The organism is Amycolatopsis sp. NPDC004747, from assembly GCF_053601335.1.
In genome coordinates, this window is the sequence record NZ_JBSGBQ010000015.1 from 59,861 (window position 1) to 83,847 (window position 23,987).

Sequence of the window (23,987 nt, forward strand, 5' to 3'; positions counted from 1 at the left end):
GGAAGATCCCATGCAGGACGACGCCGAATTCCAGGTGCTGGTCAACGACGAGGGGCAGTACTCGCTGTGGCCGGTGGCGAACGAGGTACCCGCGGGCTGGCGCGCCGACGGCTTCCGCGGCGGCCGGCAGGAGTGCATGGACCACGTCGACGAGGTGTGGACCGACATGCGGCCGCTGAGCCTGCAGCGGCAGATGGCCGCCGACGGCTGAGCCCGCGGCAGGAGCTGTCCCCACCGAACCGACGCGGAAGGTTCCCACCCATGCCCTCACCCACGACGCTTTCCCAGTCCTCGCTGCGGGTTCCGCTGCCCGCGGCCGACGGACGGCTGCAGCGGCTGCTCACCGGCCTCGCCCACAAGCACGGCGTCCCGGCGGCCCAGCTGGTCGTCACCGACGGCGGCCGGACGGCTTCGGCGGTGGCCGGCGGGGTCACCGCCGAGGCCAAGTTCCCCGTCGGCTCGATCACCAAGGCGTTCACCGCGGCTCTGGCGATGCTGCTGGTCGCCGACGGCGACCTCGACCCGGACGACCCGCTCGGCGAGCACCTGGACGGCCTCGGCCCCCAGGTCGGCCTGCCCACCATCGGGCAGGTGCTGAGCCACACCGGCGGGCTGCCCGCCGGGCTCGGCCCCGCCGCCGAGGAGGCCGGCTCGGCCCGCCGGTACCTGCGGGTGTGCCGCGACGCCGGGCTCGTCCAGCCGCCCGGGCAAGGCTTCTCCTACTCCAACGTCGGGTACGTGCTCGCCGGGTACGTGGTCGAAGCCGTCACCGGGATGAGCTGGTGGGAGGCGGTGGAGTCGCTCCTGCTCGACGAGCTCGGCATCGACGGCGCGTTCGTCGTGGAGCCGGGTGCGCGGCGCCGCCCCGGCGGCCACGTCAGCGGGCACGCCGTGCACGCGGCGACCGGCCGCGCCCGGCCGGTCGCGCAGACCGTGACCGCCGCCGAGGCCGCGACCGGGGCGCTCGCGCTGAGCGCCGAGGACCTCGCCGCCTTCGGCCGCATGTTCTGCGGTGGCGACGGGCCGCTGCCCGCCGCCCTCGCCGAGCTGATGCACCGTCCGGTGCCGGGCGCGGAGCCGTTCGGGCTGGCCGACACGTGGGGGCTCGGCCTGGCCGGCTACCGGGGGGCTGACGCCGACCACCGTCTTTCGGGGGCTCCGGGTGGCGGAGCCCCCGGCCCGGGGCGGAGCCTCGGACGCTACTGGACCGGGCACGACGGGACCGCCGACGGCACTTCCTGCCACCTGCGGGTGGACCCCGGGTGCGGGCGGATCGTCGCGCTCACCACCAACGGGAGCACCGGCTCGGCACTGTGGGTCGACCTGGTCGCCGCGCTGCGGGCCGACGGTCTGCCGGTCGGCGACTACGAGCTCCCGCACGGCCTCGACCGCGCCGCCCGGCCGGCCACGGACCTGTCGGGCCACTACACCAACGGCGACCTCGAGTACCAGGTCGACGTCCGCGCGGACGGCGCCGTCCTCGTCGTCGACGGCGAGGTCTACCCGGAGCTGGCGCTGCTGCGCGACGGGTCGTTCTCGGTGCGCGAACCCGCCACCGGCCGCCGGATCATCGGCGGCCGCTTCCTGACCGACCCGGCCACCGGGACCGTCAGCGCCATGCAGGCCGGGGGCCGCGTCGCCCGACGGCGCCGGGCCTCCTGACCGCGTCCTCGGACCACTCCCGACTCCAGCTGTGAGGAACGAAAAGCGATGACCACCTCGAGGAAGAGCCGCATCGACGCGTTGCCCGCCGAGCTGCGGGAGACGCTCAAGCGCCGCCTGGCCGGGCAGGCGGAGCGGTCCGACGTCATCGGCCGGGCGCCGCGCGAGCAGCCCCTGCCGCTGTCGTTCGCCCAGCAGCGCCTGTGGTTCCTCGACGAGTTCCAGCCGGGCGCCGCGGAGCACCCCGGGGCCGCGGAGTACAACAGCGCGGTCGGGCTGCGGCTGACCGGCCCGCTGGACACGGGCGCGCTCACCGGTGCGCTCGGGCAGCTGGTGGCGCGCCATGAAGCCCTTCGCACGACCATCGACGACACCGCCGGCACCCCGGTGCAGGTCGTGCACCCGGCTCTCGTGGTCCCGGTGCGGACGGTCGACCTGACCACCGATCCCGTGCTCGGGTCTGCCGATCCGGCTTCGTGCGGGGGATCCGGGTGGCGGAGCCCCCGGCCCGGGGCGGAGCCCCGGATGTCACTGGACGAGGTGCTGGGCGCGGAGTACGGCCGGTCGTTCGACCTGCGCCGCGGGCCGCTGGTGCGGTTGCTGCTGGTGCGGGTGGCGGAGGAGGACCACGTCCTGCTGCTCACCGCCCACCACATCGTCACCGACGGCGCTTCGATGGGCATCCTGGTCGGCGAGCTCGGCGCGCTCTACGCGGCCGCGGTGCGCGGCGAGCCCGCGAACCTGCCCGAACCGGCGGTCCAGTACGCCGATTTCGCCGTGTGGCAGCGCAACCGGCTCGCCGGGCCCGCGCTCGACCGGCACCTCGCCTACTGGACCACCCAGCTGGCCGGGGTCGAGCCGCTCGACCTGCCGGTCGACCGGCCCCGGCCGGCCGTGCGCACGACCGCGGGTGCCGTGCACCGCTTCCGCGTCCCGGCCGGGGTCGCGGCCGGGCTGGCCGAGCTGGCCCGGGCCCACGACACCACGCTCTACACCGTGCTCCTCGCCGCCTGCCAGGTGCTCTTCGCCCGCTACACCGGCCGCACCGACGTCGCGGTCGGCAGCGTGGTCTCCGGGCGGAACCGGCCGGAACTGCAGCGGACGGTCGGCTTCTTCGTCGACACCGTCGTCATCCGGTCCACTGTGGATCGTTCGGAGCCGTTCGGGGTGTTCCTGGACGCCGTCCGCGCGACGGTGCTGGAGGCCTTCGACCACGCCGAAACCCCGTTCGAGAAACTGGTCGAAGCGCTGCGGGTCGAGCGTGATCCCGGCCGCAACCCGCTGTTCGACGTGATGGTCCTGCTGCAGGGGAGCCAGGAGGGGCAGGCGGACTTCGCCGGCCTGACGGCCGAACCGGTCGAGGTGGCCCGCCGGGCGGCCACGTTCGACCTCACCGTCGAGTTCCAGGCGACCGCGGCCGCGCTCGAGGGGTCGCTGGAGTACAACACCGACCTGTTCGACGAACGGACCGTCGTCGCGCTGGCCGGGCAGCTCACCGTGCTGCTCACCGCGATCGCCGCCGGCGCGCACCGCCCGGTCGGCGAGCTGGACCTGCTGACCGGCGGCGACCGTGAGCGGGTGCTGCGGACGTTCAACGCCACCGCGTGCCCGGTGGCCGAGGCGACGGTGCCGGGCCGGTTCGCCGACCAGGCACGTCGGACGCCGGACGCGTTGGCGGTTGACGATCTGACCTACGCGGAGCTCGATGCCCGCGCCGACGGGCTCGCGTCCCGGCTGGCCGAGCTGGGGGTCGGGGTCGAGGACCGGGTGGGGCTGCTTTTGGAGCGGTCGGTCGATCTTGTCGTGGCCGAGCTGGCGGTGCTGAAGGCGGGGGCGGCGTACGTGCCGGTGGATCTCCGCGCCCCGGAGAGCCGGGTGCGCCTGGTGCTGGCCGAAGCGGGCGTCTCCGTGGTCATCGCCGATCGGTCCTGTTCGGACGTCCACAGCGGACCCGTGGTTCAGGTGGGCGAGACCGGCCCGGAGGGCGCGCCGGTCGTGGTGCGGCCCGGGAACCTGGCGTACGTGATGTACACCTCGGGGTCGACCGGGACGCCGAAGGGCGTGGCGGTGACCCATCGCGACGTCGTGGCCTTGGCGTCGGACCGGTCGTTTGCGGGGGAGGCGCATCGGACGGTGTTGCTGCATTCGCCGCAGGCGTTCGACGCTTCGACGTACGAGGTGTGGGTGCCGTTGCTCAACGGCGGCCGGGTGGTCGTCGCCCCGCCGGGCGAGGTGGACGCCGAGGTGCTGCGCGAGGCCATCACGCAGCGGGGAGTGCGGGCACTGTGGCTGACCGCCGGGCTCTTCCGGCTGCTGGCGCAGGTGGATCCCGGGTGCCTGCGGGGGGCCGGTGAGGTGTGGACCGGTGGTGACGTCGTGCCCGCCGCCGCGGTCCGGCAGGTGCGGGAGGCCTGTCCCGGTCTGACCGTCGTGGACGGTTACGGTCCGACCGAGACGACGACTTTCGCGAGCCGGTTCGTGCTGGGCTCCGATGACGTCGTCCCGGACGCGATGCCGATCGGGCGCCCCCTGGACAACATGGCCGCCTACGTCCTCGACGAGGGGCTGCGGCCGGTGCCGCCGGGGGTGGCGGGGGAGCTGTTCATCGCCGGCGCCGGGGTGTCCCGTGGCTATCTCGGCCGGCCCGGGCTGACCGCGGAACGCTTTGTGGCCAACCCGTTCGGAGCACCGGGGGAGCGGATGTACCGCACCGGTGACGTCGTCCGCTGGACCGCGGACGGCGTGCTGGAGTTCGTCGGCCGTGCCGACGACCAGGTGAAGATCCGTGGGTTCCGGATCGAGCTGGGCGAGATCGAGACGGCCCTCGCCGCCCATCCGGACGTCACCGAGGCCGTGGTCGTCGCCCGGGACGGGCGGCTGGTCGCCTACGTCGTCGCGGCCGGGAAGCCGGAGCTGCGGGGGTGGTTGCAGCGGGACCTGCCGGACTACATGGTCCCGTCGGCCTTCGTCACACTGGACGCGCTTCCGTTGAGCGCCAACGGGAAAGTCGACCGCCGGGCGCTCCCGGCACCCGAAGCGCCGGAGGACGGCGGCCGGACCCACGTGCCCCCGCGCACCCCCGTCGAGCACCAGCTGGCGGCCATCTGGGCCGAGGTGCTCGGCAACGACCGCATCGGCGTGGAAGACAACTTCTTCGGCCTCGGCGGCGACTCGATCCTGTCCATCCAGGTGGTCGCCCAGGCCCGCCAGGCCGGCCTGCGGCTCACCTCTCGCGACATCTTCCTGCACCAGACCATCGCCGGCCTCGCGACCGCCGTGCAGACCACCACGGCGCCCGCCCCGGCCGCCGTGCCGGTCGCCGGGCCCGCGCCGCTGACCCCGATCCAGCACTGGTTCTTCGCCACCCACGGGCCGCTGAACCACTTCACCATGTCACAGCTGCTGGAACTGCCCGCCGACGTCGACCGGCAGGCGCTGGGGACCGCCGTCGACGCGGTCGTCGCCCACCACGAAGCCCTGCGGACCCGGTTCTTCACCGTCGACGGGCAGTGGCGGCAGGAGGTCACGCCCACCGCGCCGGCCGGGGTCCTGCGGATCCGGGACCTGTCCTCGCTCGGCGAGGCCGGGCAGCGCGCCGGCATCGAGGCCGCGGCCGCCCAGGTGCGCGCCGGGCTGGACCTGGCCACCGGCACCCTCGCGGGCGCGGTGCTGCTCTTGCGTGGCACCCTCCCGCCGCTGCTGTTCCTGGCCGTGCACCACCTCGTGGTCGACGGGGTGTCGCTGCGGCTGCTGCTCGGCGATCTCGAAACCGCCTACCGCGAGGCCGCCGCGGGCGCGGAAGTCCGGCTCCCGGCCACCGCCACGGCGTTCACCCAGTGGGCGCACCTGCTCGAGCGGCACGTCCGGGCCGGCGGGTTCGACGACGACCTCGAGCACTGGACGCGGGTGGCCCGCCGGGTGCCGGCGGCGTTGCCCGCCGACCACCCGGGCGCCGGCACCACCGGCTCCACCCGCACCCTGACCGTCACCCTCGGCGCCGAAGACACCGACGCGCTGTTGCACCGCGTCCCCGACACCTACCGGACCCAGGTCAACGACGTGCTGCTGAGCGCGCTCGGGCGGGCACTGGCGGACCGCACCGGCCAGGACGGCGTCCTGATCGCGCTGGAGGGGCACGGCCGGGAGGACGTCCTCGACGGCGTCGACCTCTCCCGCACGGCGGGCTGGTTCACCACGCAGTTCCCGGTGGCGCTCGACCTGCCGCCGTCGCGGGACTGGGGGGCCACCCTCAAGGCGGTCAAGGAGCAGCTGCGGGCCGTCCCGCGCCGGGGCCTCAGCTACGAGGCCCTGCGCCACCTCGGCGAGCCCGGCGCGCCGGGACACGCGCTGCAGGCCTTCCCGCTGCCGCAGATCTGCTTCAACTACCACGGCCGCTGGGACGCCGGGGCCGGCGGCGACGGCCTGGTCCGCGGACGGCACGACAGCCCAGGGCCGGAGATCGCCCCCGAAGAGGCGAGCACGCACCAGCTGGACGTCGTCGGCGTCGTCGAGGCCGGCGAGCTGTCGGTGACCTGGTCCTACTCCGACCAGGTCAACGACTCCGAGACGGTCCGGGAGCTGGCCGAGGCGATGCTGGCCGGGCTGCGGGAGATCGTCGCGCACTGCGCGCTGCCCGGCAGCGGCGGGCGCACCCCCTCGGACTTCCCGCTCGCCGGGCTCGACCAGGCCGCGGTGGACCGCCTGGTGGGCGACGGCCGCGAAGTCGACGACGTCTACCCGCTCACCCCGCTGCAGGCGGGGATGCTGTTCCACACCCTGCTCGACCCCACCGCCGGCGCCTACGTCGACCAGGCCCGGATGCTCCTGGACGGTGTTCGCGACCTCGACGCGTTCGCGGTGGCCTGGCAGCAGGTGGCGGACCGGACCCCGGTCCTGCGCTCCCGGCTGGTCTGGGACGGCCTCGAAGAGCCCTTGCAGGTGGTGCAGCGCCGGGCCGCCGTGCCGGTCACGCGGCACGACTGGCGCGAGCTGCCGGAGGCCGAGCAGCGGACACGGCTGGAGCGGCTTTCGGCCGAGGAAGCCGACGCCGGGGTGGACCTGACCACCGCCCCGCTGATGCGGCTGGCCATCGTCGCGCTGACCGACGACCGGGTGCTGCTGGTCTGGACGTTCCACCACATCGTGCTCGACGGCTGGAGCCTGGCGCAGATCTTCACCGAGGTGTGCGAGCAGTACGCCGCCGTCACCGAGCACCGCGCCCCGCGGGTGCCGGCCCACCGGCCCTTCCGCGACTACCTCGGCTGGTTGGCCGCGCAGGACACCACCGCGGCCGAGGAGCACTGGCGCGCGGTGCTGTCCGGGGTCGCCGCCCCGACCCCGCTGCCCTGGGACCGGCCGCCGTCGAGCGCGCACCGGACGAGCTCGTCGCGCACGACCCGGGCCGCCCTGTCCACAGAGGACACCGCGCGGCTGCGGGAGGTGGCCGGGCGCCACGGCCTGACCGTCAACACCCTCGTGCAGGGGGCGTGGGCGCTGCTGCTGGCCCACCACAGCGGCGAGTCCGACGTCGTGTTCGGCACCACCGTGTCCGGCCGCCCCGACGACCTGCCGGGCGTGGAAGCCATGGTCGGGATGTTCATCAACACCGTCCCGACGCGGACGCGGATCGACCGCGGCGAACCGGTGCTCGCGTGGCTGCGGCGGCTGCAGGACGAGCAGAACCAGGCCCGGCGCCACGACTTCCTCGCGCTCGGCAAGCTGCGCGCCCTCAGCGACGTCCCGCCGGGGGCGAACCTGTTCGACAGCATGGTCGCCTTCGAGAACTACCCGTTCGACGAGAACGCCGCCGCGCGGGCCGGGGTCACCCTGGCCGGGGTCACCGCCCTCGACGCCACCAACTTCCCGGTCACCCTGCGCGCCTACGTCGACCGCCGGCTGGGCTTCGAGCTCTGCACCGATCCGGCCCTGTTCGACGAGGAAACCGCGGCCGCGCTGGCGGCGCGGCTGGAGACCCTGCTGCGAGGCCTCGCCGAGGACCCGGACCGCCCGATCGGCCGGCTGCCGTGGCTCTCGGCCGACGACCGCGCGCAGCTCGCTGCCGACCGGCCGCCGTCGCTGCCCGCGCCGACCATCACCGAGCTGTTCGCCGAACGGGCCGCGGCGAACCCCGACGCCGTCGCGCTCACCGCCGACGGCACCCACCTGACCTACGCCGAGCTCAACGCGCGGGCGAACCGCCTGGCGCACCGGCTGATCGCGCTCGGCGCGGGGCCCGAACGGTTCGTCGCCCTGCGCCTGCCGCGCTCGGCCGCGCAGGTCGTCGCGATCCTCGCCGTGCTCAAGGCCGGGGCCGCGTACCTGCCGATCGACCCGGCCACGCCGGCCGCGCGCGTCGACCGGATGCTCGCCGACACCGCTCCCGTCGCCGTCCTCGAGCCCGAAGACGTCGACGTGGACTCGGGTCCGGACACCGATCCGCCGCTGCGCTGCACCCCGGACCACCCCGCCTACGTCATCTACACCTCCGGCTCGACCGGGCTGCCCAAGGGCGTGGTGATCCCGCACCGCAACGTCACCCGCCTGTTCGCCGCCACCGACGCCCGGTTCGGCTTCGGGGCCGACGACGTCTGGACGCTGTTCCACAGCTACGCGTTCGACTTCTCCGTGTGGGAGCTCTGGGGCCCGCTGCTGCACGGCGGCCGGCTCGTCGTCGTGCCGCACGCCGTCTCCCGCTCGCCGCGGGAGTTCCTGCGCCTGCTGGCCGACGAGCGCGTCACCGTGCTCAACCAGACGCCGTCGGCGTTCTACCAGCTCGCCCGGGCCGACGAGGACGATCCCGAAACCGGGGCCCGGCTCGCCCTGCGGTACGTCGTCTTCGGCGGCGAGGCCCTCGACACGCTGAGGCTGGCCGGCTGGTTCGCCCGCCACGGCGACCGCGCGCCCCGGCTGGTGAACATGTACGGCATCACCGAAACCACCGTGCACGTCACCCACCACGACCTGGTGTCCGATGCGGACAGTCCCGGCAGCATCGGCACCGCGCTGCCCGACCTGCGCGGGTACGTCCTCGACAGCGACCTCAACCCGGTCCCGGCCGGGGTGCCCGGCGAGCTCCACGTCGCCGGCGACGGCTTGGCCCGCGGCTACCTCGGCCGCCCCGGGCTGACCGCCGCCCGGTTCGTCGCCGACCCCTTCGGCGCACCCGGATCCCGGATGTACTCCTCCGGCGACCTGGTGTCCCGCACCCGCGACGGCGCCCTGCGCTACCACGGCCGCGCCGACCAGCAGGTCAAGATCCGCGGCTTCCGCATCGAACCGGGCGAGATCGAGGCCACCCTGCTCACCCTGGCCGACGTCGGCTCGGCGGCGGTGCTGGCCCGCGAAGACGAACCCGGCCGCAAACGGCTGGTCGCCTACGTCGTCCCGGCGGCGCCGGACGCCCCGCCGAGCGCGGCGCGGCTGCGCGAACACCTGAGCCGGTCGCTGCCGGAGTACATGGTTCCCTCGGCGTTCGTCACGCTCGACGAGCTGCCCCTGACCCGCAACGGAAAGCTCGACCAGCGGGCGCTGCCGGCGCCGGCCGCGACGGACCCCGGGAGCTTCGTCGAACCCCGCACCGAAACCGAACGCGCGGTCGCGGCCGTCCTGGCCACCACGCTCGGCTTGGAGCGCGTCGGCGCCGACGGCAACTTCTTCACCCTCGGCGGGGATTCCATCCTCAGCATCCGGTTCACCTCCGCGCTGCGCGAGGCCTTCGGCGTCGACGTCTCACCGCGGACGGTGTTCGACCACCCGACGGTGGCGGGCCTGGCGGCCGCGCTGCCCGCCGCGCCGGCCACACCGGCCGCCGCGGCGATCACGCGAGCCGACCGCGACGGCGAGCTGCCGCTGTCCTTCGCCCAGCAGCGGCTGTGGTTCCTCGACGACTTCGTCCCGGACAACCCCGAGCACGTCACGGTCTTCGGCGTGCGGCTGCGCGGCGACCTGCGGCCCGGCGCCCTCGCCCGGGCGCTCACCAGGCTGATCGCCCGGCACGAGCCGCTGCGCACCACCTTCCCGGCCGTCGACGGACGGCCCCGCCAGGTCGTGGGGGAGCCGTGGCAGCTGGCCCTGCCGGTCACCGACCTGGCCGGCCCGGCGGCGGAGGAGGACCTGCGGCGGCTGCTGACCGAAGACCTCGCCCGGCCGTTCGACCTGGCCGCGGGGCCGCTGCTGCGCGCGCGGCTGGTCCGCGTGGCACCGGACGACCACGCGCTGGTGCTCGCGATGCACCACATCATCACCGACGGCTGGTCGATGGGCGTGCTCGCCGGCGAGCTGGTCACCCTCTACGGCGACGAGAACGCCGAACTGCCCCCGCTGCCCATCCAGTACGCGGACTTCGCCGCGTGGCAGCGCGCCCGGCTCACCGGGGCCTTCCTCGACGACCAGCTCGCCTTCTGGCGGCGCGAACTCGACGGCGTGCGCCCGCTGGACCTGCCGACCGACCGCCCCCGGCCGGCGACCCGGACGGGCAACGGCGCCGAACTCGGGTTCACCCTCGGCGCCGAGGCGCTCGCCGGGCTGCACCGGCTGTGCCGGGACTCCGGCACCACCCTGTTCACGGCGCTGGTCGCGGGCTGCCAGCTGGTGCTGCGGCGCTGGGCGGGCCAGGACGACGTGGTCGTCGGCACGGTGACCTCCGGCCGCGACCACCCGGAGGTCCAGCACCTCGTCGGTCTCTTCGTCAACACCGTGGTGCTGCGCTCGCGCGTGGACGGGCGGCAGGGGTTCGGCGAGCTGCTCGGCGCCGTCCGCCGGACGGTCCTGGACGCCTTCGCGCACCAGGAGGTGCCGTTCGAGCGGATCGTCGACGAGCTGAGCCCCGAACGGGACCCGAGCCGCACGCCGCTGTTCGAGGTGCTGGTGACCCTGCAGAACATCGGCACCGGCCTGCCCGCACTCGCCGGGCTCACCGCGAGCGAGCTGGAACTGCCGATGACCACCGCCGAGTTCGACCTGGGCGTCGAGTTCGAGGAGGACGCGAGCGGACTGCGGGGCCAGCTGAACTACAACACCGACCTGTTCGACGCGGCGACGATGCGGCGTTTCGCCGACCACCTCACGATGGTGCTCACCGCCGTCGCGGCCGAGCCGGACCGGCCGGTCGACGCACTGCCGCTGCTGCCTGCGACGGAGTACGACCTGGTCGTCGAGAAGTGGAACGACACCGCGCTGGACGTGCCCGAGGCCACCGTCACCCAGCTGTTCGAGGCCCAGGCCCGGCAGCGCCCGGACGAGACCGCGCTGGTGGCCGGGGACGTGGAGCTGAGCTTCGCCGAGCTCAATGCTCGCGCCAACCGGCTGGCCCGGCGGCTGGTTTCGCTGGGGGCGGGGCCGGAGCGGGTGGTGGCGCTGGTGCTGCCGCGGACCGCCGAGGCGATCATCGCTTTCCTGGCGGTGCTGAAGGCGGGTGCGGTGTACCTGCCGATCGATCCCGCACTGCCGGACGACCGGAAAGAGCTGCTGTTGCAGGATGCCGGGGCGAGCCTGGTACTGGGACTGTCCGAAATGGAGCCAGGGGACCACTCCGGCGCGGACCTCACCGACGCCGATCGTGTCGCGCCGCTGCGGCCGGAGAACCCGGCCTACGTCATTTACACCTCCGGCTCGACCGGCCGCCCGAAGGGTGTGGCGGTTCCCTACCGCAACCTGACCAACCTGCTCTTCAACCACCGCAACGACTTCGCCGCGCCGGGGGAGCGGTTGCGGGTGGCGTTGACGGCGACGTTGTCGTTCGACACGTCGCTGGAAGGCCCGGTGTTGATGGCCGACGGCCACGAGCTGCACCTGATCGGCGAGGACGTCCGGCTCGACCCGGACGCGCTGGTCGATTACATCGCCGAGCGCCGGATCGACTTCCTCGACCTCACCCCGACCTACCTGCGCCGGCTGCTTCCCGCCGGCCTGCTGACGGATCCGCGGCACCGGCCGAAGATCCTGATGCTGGGCGGCGAAGCACTGGACGAAACGCTCTGGCGCGAGCTGGGTTCGGCGGAAGCCTCGGTGGCGCACAACTTCTACGGCCCGACCGAGTACACAGTGGACGCCGTGTCCTGCCGGGTCGGCGACCACGACCGGCCGGTCCTGGGGCGTCCGCTGGCCAACACGCGCGCCTACGTCCTCGACGAGCACCTGCGGCCGGTGCCCGCCGGTGTGCCGGGTGAGCTGTTCCTGGCCGGGGCGCAGCTGGCCCGCGGTTATCTCGGGCGGCCGGGCCGGACGGCGGGGAGCTTTGTCGCCAATCCGTTCGGCGAGCCTGGCGAACGCATGTACCGCACGGGCGACCGGGTGCGCTGGACTTCGGACGGTGAGCTGGAGTACCTGGGGCGGCTGGACGACCAGGTGAAGATCCGGGGGTTCCGGGTCGAGCCGGGCGAGGTCGAAGCCGCTTTGACCCGCCTGCCCGAGGTCGCCGGGGCCGTCGTGGTGGCCGACAGGCCCGCCGAAGGGCACGCCCGGCTGGTGGCCTACGTGGTCTCGACCGCGGACCCGACGTGGCTGCGGACAGCGCTGAAGGAGACGCTCCCCGACTACCTGGTCCCGTCGGTGTTCGTGCCGATCGAGGCGATTCCGTTGACTCCGCAGGGCAAGGTCGACCGCCGTGCCCTGCCCGCGCCCGCCGTGCACCCCGTCCCGGCCGAGGGCCGGACGGCTCCGCGCACGGACACCGAACGGCTGCTGGCCGAGATCTGGGCCGACGTCCTCGGCGTGCCGGCACCGGGGGTGGACGACAACTTCTTCGCACTCGGCGGGGACTCGATCCTGTCCATCCAGGTGGTTTCCCTCGCTCGGCGCCGCGGCCTGCGGCTGACCTCCCGGGACGTCTTCCGCCACCAGAACATCGCCGAGCTCGCCCTCGTCGCCGGCACCGACGCACTCGCCGCACCCGAGACCGGGTTCACCGGTGCGGCGCCGCTCACGCCGATCCAGCGGTGGTTCTTCGAGACCGGCGCCGTCGACCACTTCACGATGTCCACGCTCGCCGAACTCGACCCGGACGTGGCACTCCCGGCACTCGAAACCGCGCTGGCCGCGGTCCTGGCCCGCCACGAAGCCCTGCGCACGCGGTTCACCCGCACCGGCGACGGGTGGCGGCAGGAGTTCTCGCCCGACGCGGAGATCCCGGCGCTGAGGCACGCCGAATCGTCCGACATCCGCGCGGTCGCCGCCGAAGCACGCGCCACGCTGCGGGTCGAGGGCGGTCCGCTCGCCGCCGCCGTCCTGGTCACTTCCGACGCGCAGCCGCCGCGGCTGCTGCTGGTCGTCCACCACCTGGTGGTGGACGGCGTGTCCTGGCGGATCCTGTTCGACGACCTGGAAACCGCCTACCGCCAGGTCGTCGCCGGGCAGCCGATCGACCTCGGCCCGGCCCCGGTGAGCGCCCTGCGCTGGGCCGACCGCCTCGCCGAGCACTCCTTCGACGCCGAACTGCCGTACTGGACCGAAGCACTCGACGGCGTCGACCCGGACCTGCCGGTGGACGCGGCGGGGGAGAACACCGCCGGAAGCGCCCGCACGGTCGTCGTCGGCCTGGACGCCGGCACCACCGACGCCCTGCTGCACCAGGTCCCCGAGGTCTACCGCACGCAGGTCAACGACGTCCTGCTCAGCGCGCTCGGCCGCGTGCTGGCCCGCTGGACCGGCCGCGAACGCGTCCTGGTCTCCCTCGAAGGACACGGCCGCGAAGAGATCTTCGACGACCTGGACCTCTCCCGCACGGTCGGCTGGTTCACCGCCGAATTCCCGGTCGCGCTCACCCTCCCGGCGACCGAAGGCCGGCGACCGACGGACTGGGGACCGACCCTGAAGGCGGTCAAGGAACAGCTGCGCGCGGTGCCCGGCAAGGGCCTCGGTTACGGCTCGCTGGCCCTGCCCGGCGCCCCGGTGCCGCAGATTTCGCTGAACTACCACGGGCAATGGACCACCGGCGGCGACGCCGAGGGGCTGTACCGCGGCTGGGGTGGCGACCTCGGGGCCGACATCGACCCCGAGCGGCCGCGCGGCACCCTGCTCGACGTCGTCGGCATCGTCGACGGCGGCCGGCTCGAACTGGCCTGGACCTACTCGCCCGAGGTGCACCGGGAAGACACCGTGCGCGGGCTCGCCGAGCAGGTCGCGGCGGCACTGCGGGAGATCGTCGCGCACTGCGCCACGCCAGAGGCGGGGGGCCGCACGCCGTCGGACTTCCCGCTCGCCCGGCTGAGCCAGTCCGAAGTGGACGCGGTGGCCGGCGACGGCCGCGCGGTCGAGGACATCTACCCGCTCACCCCGCTGCAGGCCGGCATGGTGTTCCACACCCTGCTCGACGGCGGCTCCCCGGCCTACTTCGAACAGGTCCGCGTGCGCCTGGCCGGCGTCGCCGACCCCGCGGCCCTCGCCGCGGCCTGGCAGCGGGTGGTCGACCGCACCCCGGTCCTGCGCACCCGGCTCGTCTGGACCGGCGTGGACGAGCCGGTGCAGGTGGTGGACCGCACCGCGACCCTGCCGGTGACCCGGCACGACTGGCGTGACCTCGGCCCGGCCGCGCGGGAAACCGCGTTGCGTGACCTCCTGGAAGCCGACCGGGCCACCCCGCTGGACCTGACCCGGGCCCCGCTGACCCGGCTGGCGATCGCCGCCCTGCCCGGCGACGAGGTCGAGCTGGTCTGGACCTGCCACCACGTCGTGCTCGACGGCTGGAGCACCGCGCAGGTCTTCGCCGAGGCCTGCGAGGAGTACGCCGCCGCGACCGCCGGCGTCCGGCCCGCCCTGGTCACCCGGCGCCCGTACCGCGACTACCTCGGCTGGCTGGCCGGCCGCGACCAGGCCGCCGCCGACGCGTTCTGGCGGACCACCCTGGCCGGGTTCGACGCGCCGACCGCGTTGCCCTACGACCGCCCGCCCGCCCAGGCCCACGAGGCCCGCTCCACCGATTCCGCCCGGATCGAGCTGCCCCCGGCCGCGACGCTGCGGCTGCGGGAGTTCGCCGGCACCCACGGCCTCACCGTCAACACCCTCGTCCAGGGCGGCTGGGCGCTGCTGCTGGCGCTGGTCTCCGGCGACCGCGACGTGCTCTTCGGCACCACCGTGTCCGGCCGTCCGGCCGACCTGCCCGGCGTCGAGACGATGATCGGCCTGTTCATCAACACGATCCCGACCCGCGTCCGGGTGGACGGCGCCGAGCCCGTCGCGCGGTGGCTGGGCCGGCTGCAGGCCGCCCAGAGCGAAGCCCGCGACCACGATTTCGTGTCGCTGACCCGGCTGCGCCCGCTCAGCGACGTGCCCGCCGGCCAGAACCTGTTCGACAGCATGGTGGTCTTCGAGAACTACCCGATCAGCGAGCCCGCCACCGCGGGCGCGCCCCGGGTCGCCGAAGTCACCGCGGCCGACGCCACGAACTTCCCGCTGTGCCTGCGTGCCTACCTGGGCGACGGCCTCAACCTCGACCTCGCCTACGACCCGGCGCTGTTCGACCCGGCCACCGTCACGGCGCTGAGCGAGCGGCTGGTCTTCCTGCTCGACGCCGTCACCGCGGACCCGGACCGGCCACTGGGCCGGGTGCCGTGGACCGGCGCCGCCGAACGCGCCCGGGTCCTCGCCGACGCCCACGGCCCCGATGCGGCCGGGACGCCGGCCACGGTGCCCGCGCTGTTCGCCGACCGGGTCCGGCGCCACCCGGCGGCCCCGGCCGTGCTCGACGGCGACCGGACGCTGACCTACGCCGAGCTCGACGGGCGGGCGAACCACCTGGCGCACCGGCTGGCCGGGCTGGGCGTCGCCGCCGAGGACCGGATCGGGCTGCTGCTCGAACCGTCGCTCGCGCACGTCGTCGCGGAACTCGGCGTGCTCAAGGCCGGCGCGGCCTACGTGCCGCTGGACACCCGCGCCCCGCACGAGCGGCTGCGCGCGGTGCTCGCCGAGGCGGCGGTGTCGGTCGTGGTGGCCGGCGACACCTGGCTGACGGCCGCCGAAGCCGTCCACAGCGGACCGGTGCTGACCGTCGGCGAGCAGCGGTCGCGCACCGCGCCGGAGCGCCCGGTGGACCCGGAAAACCTCGCCTACGTCATGTACACCTCCGGCTCCACCGGCGTGCCCAAGGGCGTCGCCGTGCGCCACCGCGACATCACCGCGCTGGCCCAGGACGGCCGGTTCGCCGGCGGTGCCCACACGCGGGTGCTCGCGCACTCGCCGCTGGCCTTCGACGCCTCCACCTACGAGCTGTGGGTCCCCCTGCTCAACGGGGGCGCGGTGGTCCTGCCCGGCGAGCCCGACCTCACCGTGGAATCGCTGCGCCGCACGGTGTCCGCGCACGACGTGACGGCGGCGTGGCTGACGGCCGGGCTCTTCCGGCTGCTCGCCCAGGACGCCCCGGACTGCCTGCGCGGCCTGCGCGAGGTGTGGACCGGCGGCGACGTCGTCCCGCCCGCCGTGGTGCGGGCGGTCCGGGCGGCCTGCCCGGGCCTGGTCGTGGTCGACGGCTACGGCCCCACCGAAACGACCACCTTCGCCACCTCGTTCCGGGTGGACGGCGACGCGGCGGTGCCCGAGCCGGTCCCCATCGGCCGCCCGCTCGACGGCATGCGCGCGTACGTGCTGGACCCGGAACTGCGGCCGGTCCCGGCCGGGGCGCCCGGCGAACTGTGCCTGGCCGGCGCCGGCTGCGCGCGCGGCTACCTCGGCCGCCCCGGCCTGACGGCCGAGCGCTTCGTCGCCGACCCCTTCGGCGCGCCGGGGGAGCGGATGTACCGCACCGGCGACGTCGTCCGGCGCGGGCCCGACGGGAACCTGGTGTTCCTCGGCCGCTCCGACGACCAGGTCAAGCTGCGCGGGTTCCGGATCGAGCTCGCCGAGGTCGAAGCCGTGCTGGCCGCGCACCCGGCGGTCGCGCAGGCGGTCGCCGGTGTCCACCCGGACTCCTCCGGCACTCGGCGGCTGGTCGGGTACGTCGTCCTCGAGCGCTCGGCCGATCCCGGCGAGCTGCGGGCGCACGCCGCCGCTTCCCTGCCCGAGTACATGGTCCCCGCCGTCGTCCTGGTGCTGCCCGAACTTCCGCTGAACCGCAACGGAAAGGTCGACCGCCGAGCCCTGCCGGCCCCGGACGGGCCGCTGACCTCCCGACAGCCCTACGTCGAACCGGCCACCGCGACCGAGCGCGTCGTCGCCGGGATCTGGCAACGGCTGCTCGGGGTCGAGCGGGCCGGGGCGAAGGACAACTTCTTCGAGCTCGGCGGCGACTCGATCCTCAGCATCCGGCTCGTTTCCCGGCTGCTGGCCGAATGCGGCGTCTCGCTGTCGCCGCGGGCGGTGTTCGCCCACCCGACGGTCTCCCGGCTCGCCGCCGCGGTCGAAACCGCCGGGGCCGGTGCCGCGGACCCGATCCCGGCCGTGCCCCGCGACCGCGAGCTGCCGCAGTCCTTCGCCCAGCAGCGGCTGTGGTTCCTCGACGAGTTCGAGCCCGGCGGCACCGAGTACGTCACCGGCTCCGCCGTGCGGCTGCGCGGCGAACTGGACGTCGACGCGCTCACGGCGGCGTTCACCGCCCTGGTCGCCCGGCACGAACCGCTGCGGACCACCTTCGGCTCGGCCGAGGGCCACGGCGTCCAGCTCGTGCACCCGCCCGCGCCGGTCCCGGTGCCGGTCACCGACCTGACCGACCGGCCCGCGGACGCCCGGGAGGAAGCGCTCGCGGAGATCCTGCGCGCCGACGGCGAACAGCCCTTCGACCTGCGCGAAGGGCCGCTGCTGAGGGTCAACCTGATCCGGCTGGCCCCGCAGGAGCACGTGCTCGTCGTCACCGTGCACCACATCGTCACCGACGGCTGGTCGAACGGGCTCATCGGCGAAGAGCTCGGCCTGCTGTACGCGGCCGCGCTGCGCGGCGAGCGGGCCGAGCTGCCGCCCCTGCCCGTGCAGTACGCGGACTTCGCGGCCTGGCAACGCGGCCGGCTCGCCGAGCAAGAGCTCGCCGGGCAGGTCGAGTACTGGACCGAGCGCCTGCGCGACCTCGCCCCGCTGCAGCTGCCCACCGACCGGCCCCGGCCGCCGGTGCGCACCAGCCGCGGCGAGATCCGGGAGATCGCCGTCCCGGCGGCGGTGACCGCCCGGCTCGAGCAGCTGAGCCGGCAGCGGGAGACGACCCTGTTCACCACCCTCGTCGCCGCCTGCCAGGTGCTCCTCGGCCGCTGGGCAGGCCAGGACGACGTGGTCGTCGGCACGGTCGCCTCCGGCCGCGAGCGGCCCGAGCTCGAGGGACTCGTCGGGTTCTTCGTCAACACCCTGGTGCTGCGTTCGCGGGTCCGCCCGGACCTGGCCTTCACGGCGTTCCTCGACGAGGTCGCCGCGGGCGTCCGCGCGGCCTTCGACCACCAGGACCTGCCGTTCGAGCGGGTCGTCGACGCCGTCCAGCCGAGCCGGGACCCCAGCCGGACCCCGCTGTTCGACGTGCTGGTGGCGCTGCAGAACACCGGCACCCGCCTGCCCGCCTTCGCCGGTCTCACGGCGAGCGAGCTCGAGCTGCCGACGACCACCGCCGAGTTCGACCTGAGCGTCGAGTTCCAGCCGGACGGGGACGCGCTGCGGGTCGCCCTGACCTACAACACCGACCTGTTCGACGCCCGCACGATCGACCGGCTGGCCGGGCACCTGGGTGTCCTGCTCGCCGGCATCGCCGAGCACCCGGACCGGCGGGTGGACGCGCTGCCGCTGCTGCCCGCGGCCGAGTACGACCTGGTGGTCGAGGGCTGGAACGACACCGCGCTGGACGTTCCCGAGGTCACCGTCGCGGAGCTGTTCGAGGCCCAGGCGCGGCGGCGCCCGGAGGAGACCGCGCTGGTGGCCGGGGACGTCGAGCTGAGCTTCGCCGAGCTGAACGCCCGGGCGAACCGGCTGGCGCGGCACCTCGTTTCGCTGGGTGCCGGTCCGGAGCGGGTCGTGGCCCTGGTGTTGCCGCGGACCGCCGAGGCGATCGTGGCCTTCCTGGCGGTGGCGAAGGCGGGTGCGGTGTACCTGCCGATCGATCCGGCCCTGCCGGACGACCGGATCGAGCTGTTGCTGCGGGACGCCGGGGCGAGCCTGGTCCTGGGACCGGCGGAAATGGCGGCCTCGCCGCGGGAGTACTCCGCCGCGGATCTCACCGACGCCGATCGTGTCGCGCCGCTGCGGCCCGAGAACACCGCTTACGTGATCTACACGTCGGGGTCGACCGGCCGTCCGAAGGGCGTGGCGGTCCCGTACCGGAATCTGACGAACCTGTTGTTCAACCACCGCAACGACTTCGCCGCGCCGGGGGAGCGGTTGCGGGTGGCGTTGACGGCGACGTTGTCGTTCGACACGTCGCTGGAAGGTCCGGTGCTGATGGCCGACGGTCATGAGCTGCACCTGGTGGGCGACGAGGTCCGGCTCGACCCGGACGCGTTGGCCGGCTACGTCGCCGAGCGCCGGATCGACTTCCTCGACCTCACCCCGACCTACCTGCGCCGGTTGCTGCCCGCCGGCCTGCTGTCGGATCCGCGGCACCGGCCGAAGATCCTGATGCTGGGCGGCGAAGCCCTCGACCAGGGGCTCTGGCGCGAGCTGGCGGCGGCCGAAGTCACGGTGGCGCACAACTTCTACGGCCCGACCGAGTACACAGTGGACGCCGTCTCCTGCCGGGTCGGCGACCACGGCCGGCCGGTCCTGGGGCGTCCGCTGGCCAACACGCGTGCCTACGTCCTCGACGAGCACCTGCGGCTGGTGCCCGCCGGTGTGCCGGGTGAGCTGTTCCTGGCCGGGGCGCAGCTGGCGCGTGGTTATCTCGGCCGTCCGGGCCGGACGGCGGGGAGCTTTGTCGCCAATCCGTTCGGCGAGCCGGGCGAACGCATGTACCGCACCGGCGACCGGGTGCGCTGGACGTCCGACGGGCAGCTGGAGTACCTGGGGCGCTTGGACGACCAGGTGAAGATCCGGGGCTTCCGGGTCGAGCCGGGTGAGGTCGAAGCGGCCCTGACGCGGCTGCCCGAGGTCGCGGCCGCGGTCGTGGTGGCGACCCGGCCGGAGGACGGGCACGCCCGGCTGGTCGCCTACGTCGTCTCCTCGGCGGACCCGGCGCAGCTGCGGGCAGCGCTGAAGGAGACGCTGCCCGACTACCTGGTGCCCTCGGTGTTCGTGCCGATCGAGGCGGTTCCGCTGACCCCGCAGGGCAAGGTCGACCGCCGTGCCCTGCCCGAACCCGCCGACGCGGCCGAACCGGGCCTCCGCCACGTCGAGCCGTCGACCCCGGCCGAGCGGGCGCTCTGCGAGATCTGGGCCCAGGTCCTCGGCGTGGACCGGGTCGGTACCGCGGACAACTTCTTCGAGCTGGGCGGCGATTCCATCCTCAGCATGCAGGTCGTGTCCCTGGCCCGCCGCGCCGGGCTGCAGCTGTCCACGAAGGACATCTTCCTGCACCAGACCGTCGCCGCGCTGGCGCCGGTGGCCGGCGCGGTGGCCGAGGCGGCGGAGCCGGACCGGCCGGTCACCGGGCCGGTGCCGCTGACCCCGATCCAGGACTGGTTCTTCGCCCACCACACCGTCAACCCGCACCACTTCAACCAGTCCATGCTGGTCGAGCTCGCCGACGGCTTCGACGCCGGCGCGCTGGAACGGGCCCTGGCCGCGGTGTGGACCCACCACGACGCCCTCCGGATGCGCTTCACCCCCACCGAGGAGGGCTGGCGCCAGCACAACGCCGACGTCGAACCGGTGCCCGCGCTGCGCCACGAGGACCTGACCGCGGTGCCCGAGGCCGAGCGGGACGCCGCGCTGGCGCGGATCGCCGACGACGTCCACGCCGGGTTCGACCTCACGCGCGGCCCGCTGCTGGCCGCCGTCCTGGCCACCGCCGGCGCGGGGTGGCGGGCGCGGCTGTTCCTGGCCGTGCACCACGTCGTGGTCGACGCCGTCTCCTGGCGCATCCTGCTCGACGACCTCGACAACGCCTACCGGCAGGCCGTCCGCGGCGTCCCGATCGACCTCGGCCCGCGGACGACGTCGTTCCGGGACTGGGCGCACCGCCTGCGCGACCACGTCCGCGACGGCGGGTTCGACGACGAACTGGCCTACTGGACCGGCCTGCCGGACTCGGGACCGCTGCCGGTCGACCACCACCGGGACGACACCGGCACCGCGGAGGTCACCGTGGTGCTCGACGCCGACGACACCCACGCCCTGCTGCGCTCGGCGCCGTCGGCCTACCGCACCCGCGTCAACGACGTCCTGCTCACCGCGCTGGCCTGGGCGCTGGCCCGGTGGACCGGGCGCCCGGACGTTTCGATCGCCCTGGAAGGCCACGGCCGGGAAGACATCCTCGACGGCGTCGACCTCACCCGCACCGTCGGCTGGTTCACCACCCTGTACCCGGTGGCGCTGTCCGCCGACGGCGGCGACGATCCGGACTGGCGGACGCTGGTCAAATCGGTCCGCAAGCAGCTGCGGGCCGTGCCCGGCAACGGGTTCGGCCACGGCGCGCTCCGCCACCTCGGCGACCCGGACGTGCGGGAGCGGCTCGCCGGCACCGGGCCGCAGCCGCAGATCACCTTCAACTACCTCGGCCAGTGGGACGGCACCGCGAAGGCGGCCGAGGGGCTCTACACCGCGGTCCGCGGCTCGCTCGGCCTCGACCACGACCCGGCCGAGCACCGCCCGCACCTGCTCGACCTGGTCGGCGCGGTCGAGGACGGCGAGCTGGTGTTCTCCTTGATCTACCAGCCCGGCCGGCACGACCGGCGGACCGTCGAAGCGGTGGCCGGCGACTTCGCCGGAGCCCTGCGGCGGATCGCGGCCGACTGCCAGGCCCCCACCGAGCGGAGGGGGCGCCGGTGACCACGCGGCTGTCCCGGAACCGGAACTACCGGCTGCTGTGGGGCAGCCAGGCGCTGTCGGAGGGCGGGTTCAGCGCGTCGATGATCGCGTTGCCGCTGCTGGTGCTGGCGGTGACCGGCTCGCCGGCGCTGTCCGGGCTGGTGCTCGGCGTGGACGCGATGGCCCAGCTCGTCGCGGGGCTGCCCGCGGGCGCACTGGCGGACCGCTGGGACCGCAAGAAGATCCTGCTCGGCTGCGAGGCGGGCTACGCGCTGGCGGTGGGCAGCCTGGCCGCGGCGATCTGGTGGGACGTGGTGAGCGTCGCGCACCTGGTCGCGGTCGCGGCGGTCATGGGCTGCTGCCGGTCGCTGTTCGGCCCGGCCGAAGACGCGATGCTGGCCGGCGTGGTGACCGCGGACCAGCTGCCCACCGCGGTGGCGATGAACTCCGCGCGCGGCGCGCTCGGCCAGCTGTCGGGCACCGCGGCCGGCGGGTTCCTCTACGCGCTGGGGCGGGCCGTCCCGTTCGCCTTCGACCTGCTGGCCCACCTGGTTTCACTGGTCGCGCTGTGCTTCGTCCGGGCACCGCGCCGCGAGGAACCCCCGGCCGGGGGCGGGCACCTGGGCCGGGAGATCGTGGAGGGGCTGCGCTGGGTGTGGGCGGTGCGGCACGTCCGGGTCACCATGGCGTGCGCGGTGAGCCTGAACTTCTTCTTCAGCGCGTACTACGTCGTCGTCATCGTGCTGGCCCAGCAGCGGGGCGTCACCTCGGGTGAGATCGGCGTGATGGCCGCGATGCTCGGGGCCGGTGGGGTGCTGGGCTCGTTGCTCGCGCCCTACCTGCAGCGGCGGCTCAGCCCCTACGTGTCGATCGTGAGCGTGTTCTGGGTGCTGACCCTGCTCACCCCGCTGGCGGCCGTCCTCCACGACGGCTACCTGCTGGCGGCGCTGTTCGTGGTGCTGGCCCTGTCCCCGCCGACCGCCAACACGACGATCGGCACCTACCAGCTGCTGCTCACCCCCGACCGGCTGCGCGGGCGCCTGACCAGCGTGATGGGCGTGATCGGCGGGGTCTCCGCGGCGACCGGGCCTGCCTTCGGCGGCCTGGTGGTGCAGCTGGTCCCCGGGGGGAACGCGGTGCTGCTGTGCACGGCCGGGATCGCCCTGGTGACGGTCGTCGTCACGGTCAGCCCCACCCTGCGCCGGTTCCCCCGCGCCGACACGCTCGTCCCCGCCGAGACCGCCGGCCGGTGACGCCGACGGGTGGTCGAGGTTCCGGACCGCCGTTCACTGGGTAGCCCGTAGGTGTGAGCTGAGCAGGTGATGCCTGCTGCGACGAGTGAGAGGTGATCACATGAGCCAGGGCGACGCCCCGGTCGGGCGATCGGTGAAGACGGCGGCGGCCGGCGTACGGGATCTCGCCGCGGAGGCCGCGCGGGTGGGCGCGGCCGCGGCCGCACGGGCGGTCGAAATCACCGATCGGAAGCTGGCCGAAAGCAAGGACGAACTGGCGAAGGTCGGCCGCGCGGCGACGAAGGATTTCGACAAGAGCACCCGGTCATCCCGCCGCGACGTGCTGTCGAACAGCACGGCGGCCCGCGACGAGGTCCTGGCCCGCGCGGCGAAGCTGCGCGACCCGGGCCGCAAGGCGGCCCAGGCGGTGGCGACGGTGGTGAGTTCGGCGGGCGAGTCGGGCCGCAAGCGCCGCAAGGCGGTGGCGACGGCGAAACGTGACCTGGCGGTGGCGCTCCAGGAGGCCAAGAGCGTGGCCCGGGGCGAGCGCTCCAAGCGAGCCCGCTGGCCGTGGCTGCTGGCCGTGGGTGCGCTGGCGGCGGCGATCGTGGCGGTGGTCCAGGTCCGCCGGCCGAACCCGCTGGCCGAGGCGGAGAAGAACGCTTCGGCGGGGTCGGAGGAGTCGAAGACGGCTTCGTCGCCTTCTCCGGCTGCTGCGCCGACTTCGCCTGCGACGCCGACTTCGGCGGCAGCGCCTTCTTCGGCCCCGGCCGCGCAGCCGGCGCCCAAGCCGGCCTCCGCGGCGGCCAAGCCGGCGGCACCGCAGGCCAAGCCGGCGACCCCGGCCGAGAAGCCCGCACAGCAGGCGGCCAAGGCCGCCGACGGGGCGAACGGCCGCGCCCCCGCGGGCCGCGGCCAGAACAAGTCCCACTGAGCCGGCGCCGGTACCCGCGCCCGAGGTGATCACGGGCGCGGGTACCGGCATGCCCGCACGACCCCAGCCGCGGACGCCGGCCTGGGTGGCTTGGCCCGCGGGGCCGGCCTGTGGCTTACCGTGGAGCGGTCCGAGCCGCGGGCAACTTGGCCTGCGGGCCCGGGTGGGCTTGCCGCGGGCAGCCTGGCCGCCCGCGGCGGCGCGGCTTACGGCGGCCGGTCCGCGGTGGCGTAGGGCAGGTGGGGCGGCTCGGCCAGCGGCGGCTGGGTTGGCGTGATTTGGCATGGGGTGGCCTGGCCGGCGGGCTTGGGTGGCGGCGGCTTGGTCGGCGGGCTGAGGTTGGTTTGGCCGGCGGCGGCTCG

At 74.6% G+C, this 23,987-nt stretch carries 5 protein-coding genes; all 5 read left to right on the forward strand.

The annotated features are described in order from the left end of the window. The first annotated feature begins 10 nt into the window (after nt 1-10). Entirely contained in the window at nt 11-211 is a 201-nt protein-coding gene (locus ACWEGE_RS24460) for an MbtH family protein (protein WP_013224966.1), read from the forward strand. A 50-nt stretch (nt 212-261) separates the two neighbouring features. Then, nucleotides 262-1,662, forward strand: coding sequence for a serine hydrolase domain-containing protein (locus ACWEGE_RS24465; protein ID WP_449662767.1), 1,401 nt, complete (start codon nt 262-264; stop codon nt 1,660-1,662). Nucleotides 1,663-1,710: 48 nt separating this feature from the next. Further along, on the forward strand, nt 1,711-21,480 hold the full coding sequence (locus ACWEGE_RS24470; protein ID WP_449662768.1) for a non-ribosomal peptide synthase/polyketide synthase: 19,770 nt from the start codon (nt 1,711-1,713) through the stop codon (nt 21,478-21,480). Next, a complete protein-coding gene (locus tag ACWEGE_RS24475) occupies nt 21,477-22,712 on the forward strand; it encodes an MFS transporter (protein WP_449662769.1) in 1,236 nt (411 codons plus the stop codon). Before ACWEGE_RS24470 ends, ACWEGE_RS24475 begins: the two co-directional genes overlap by 4 nt. A gap of 100 nt (nt 22,713-22,812) precedes the next feature. Further along, nucleotides 22,813-23,625 carry a hypothetical protein gene (locus tag ACWEGE_RS24480; protein ID WP_449662770.1) on the forward strand — a complete coding sequence of 271 codons (813 nt, stop codon included), beginning with the start codon at nt 22,813-22,815 and terminating at the stop codon, nt 23,623-23,625. Nucleotides 23,626-23,987: the final 362 nt, after the last annotated feature.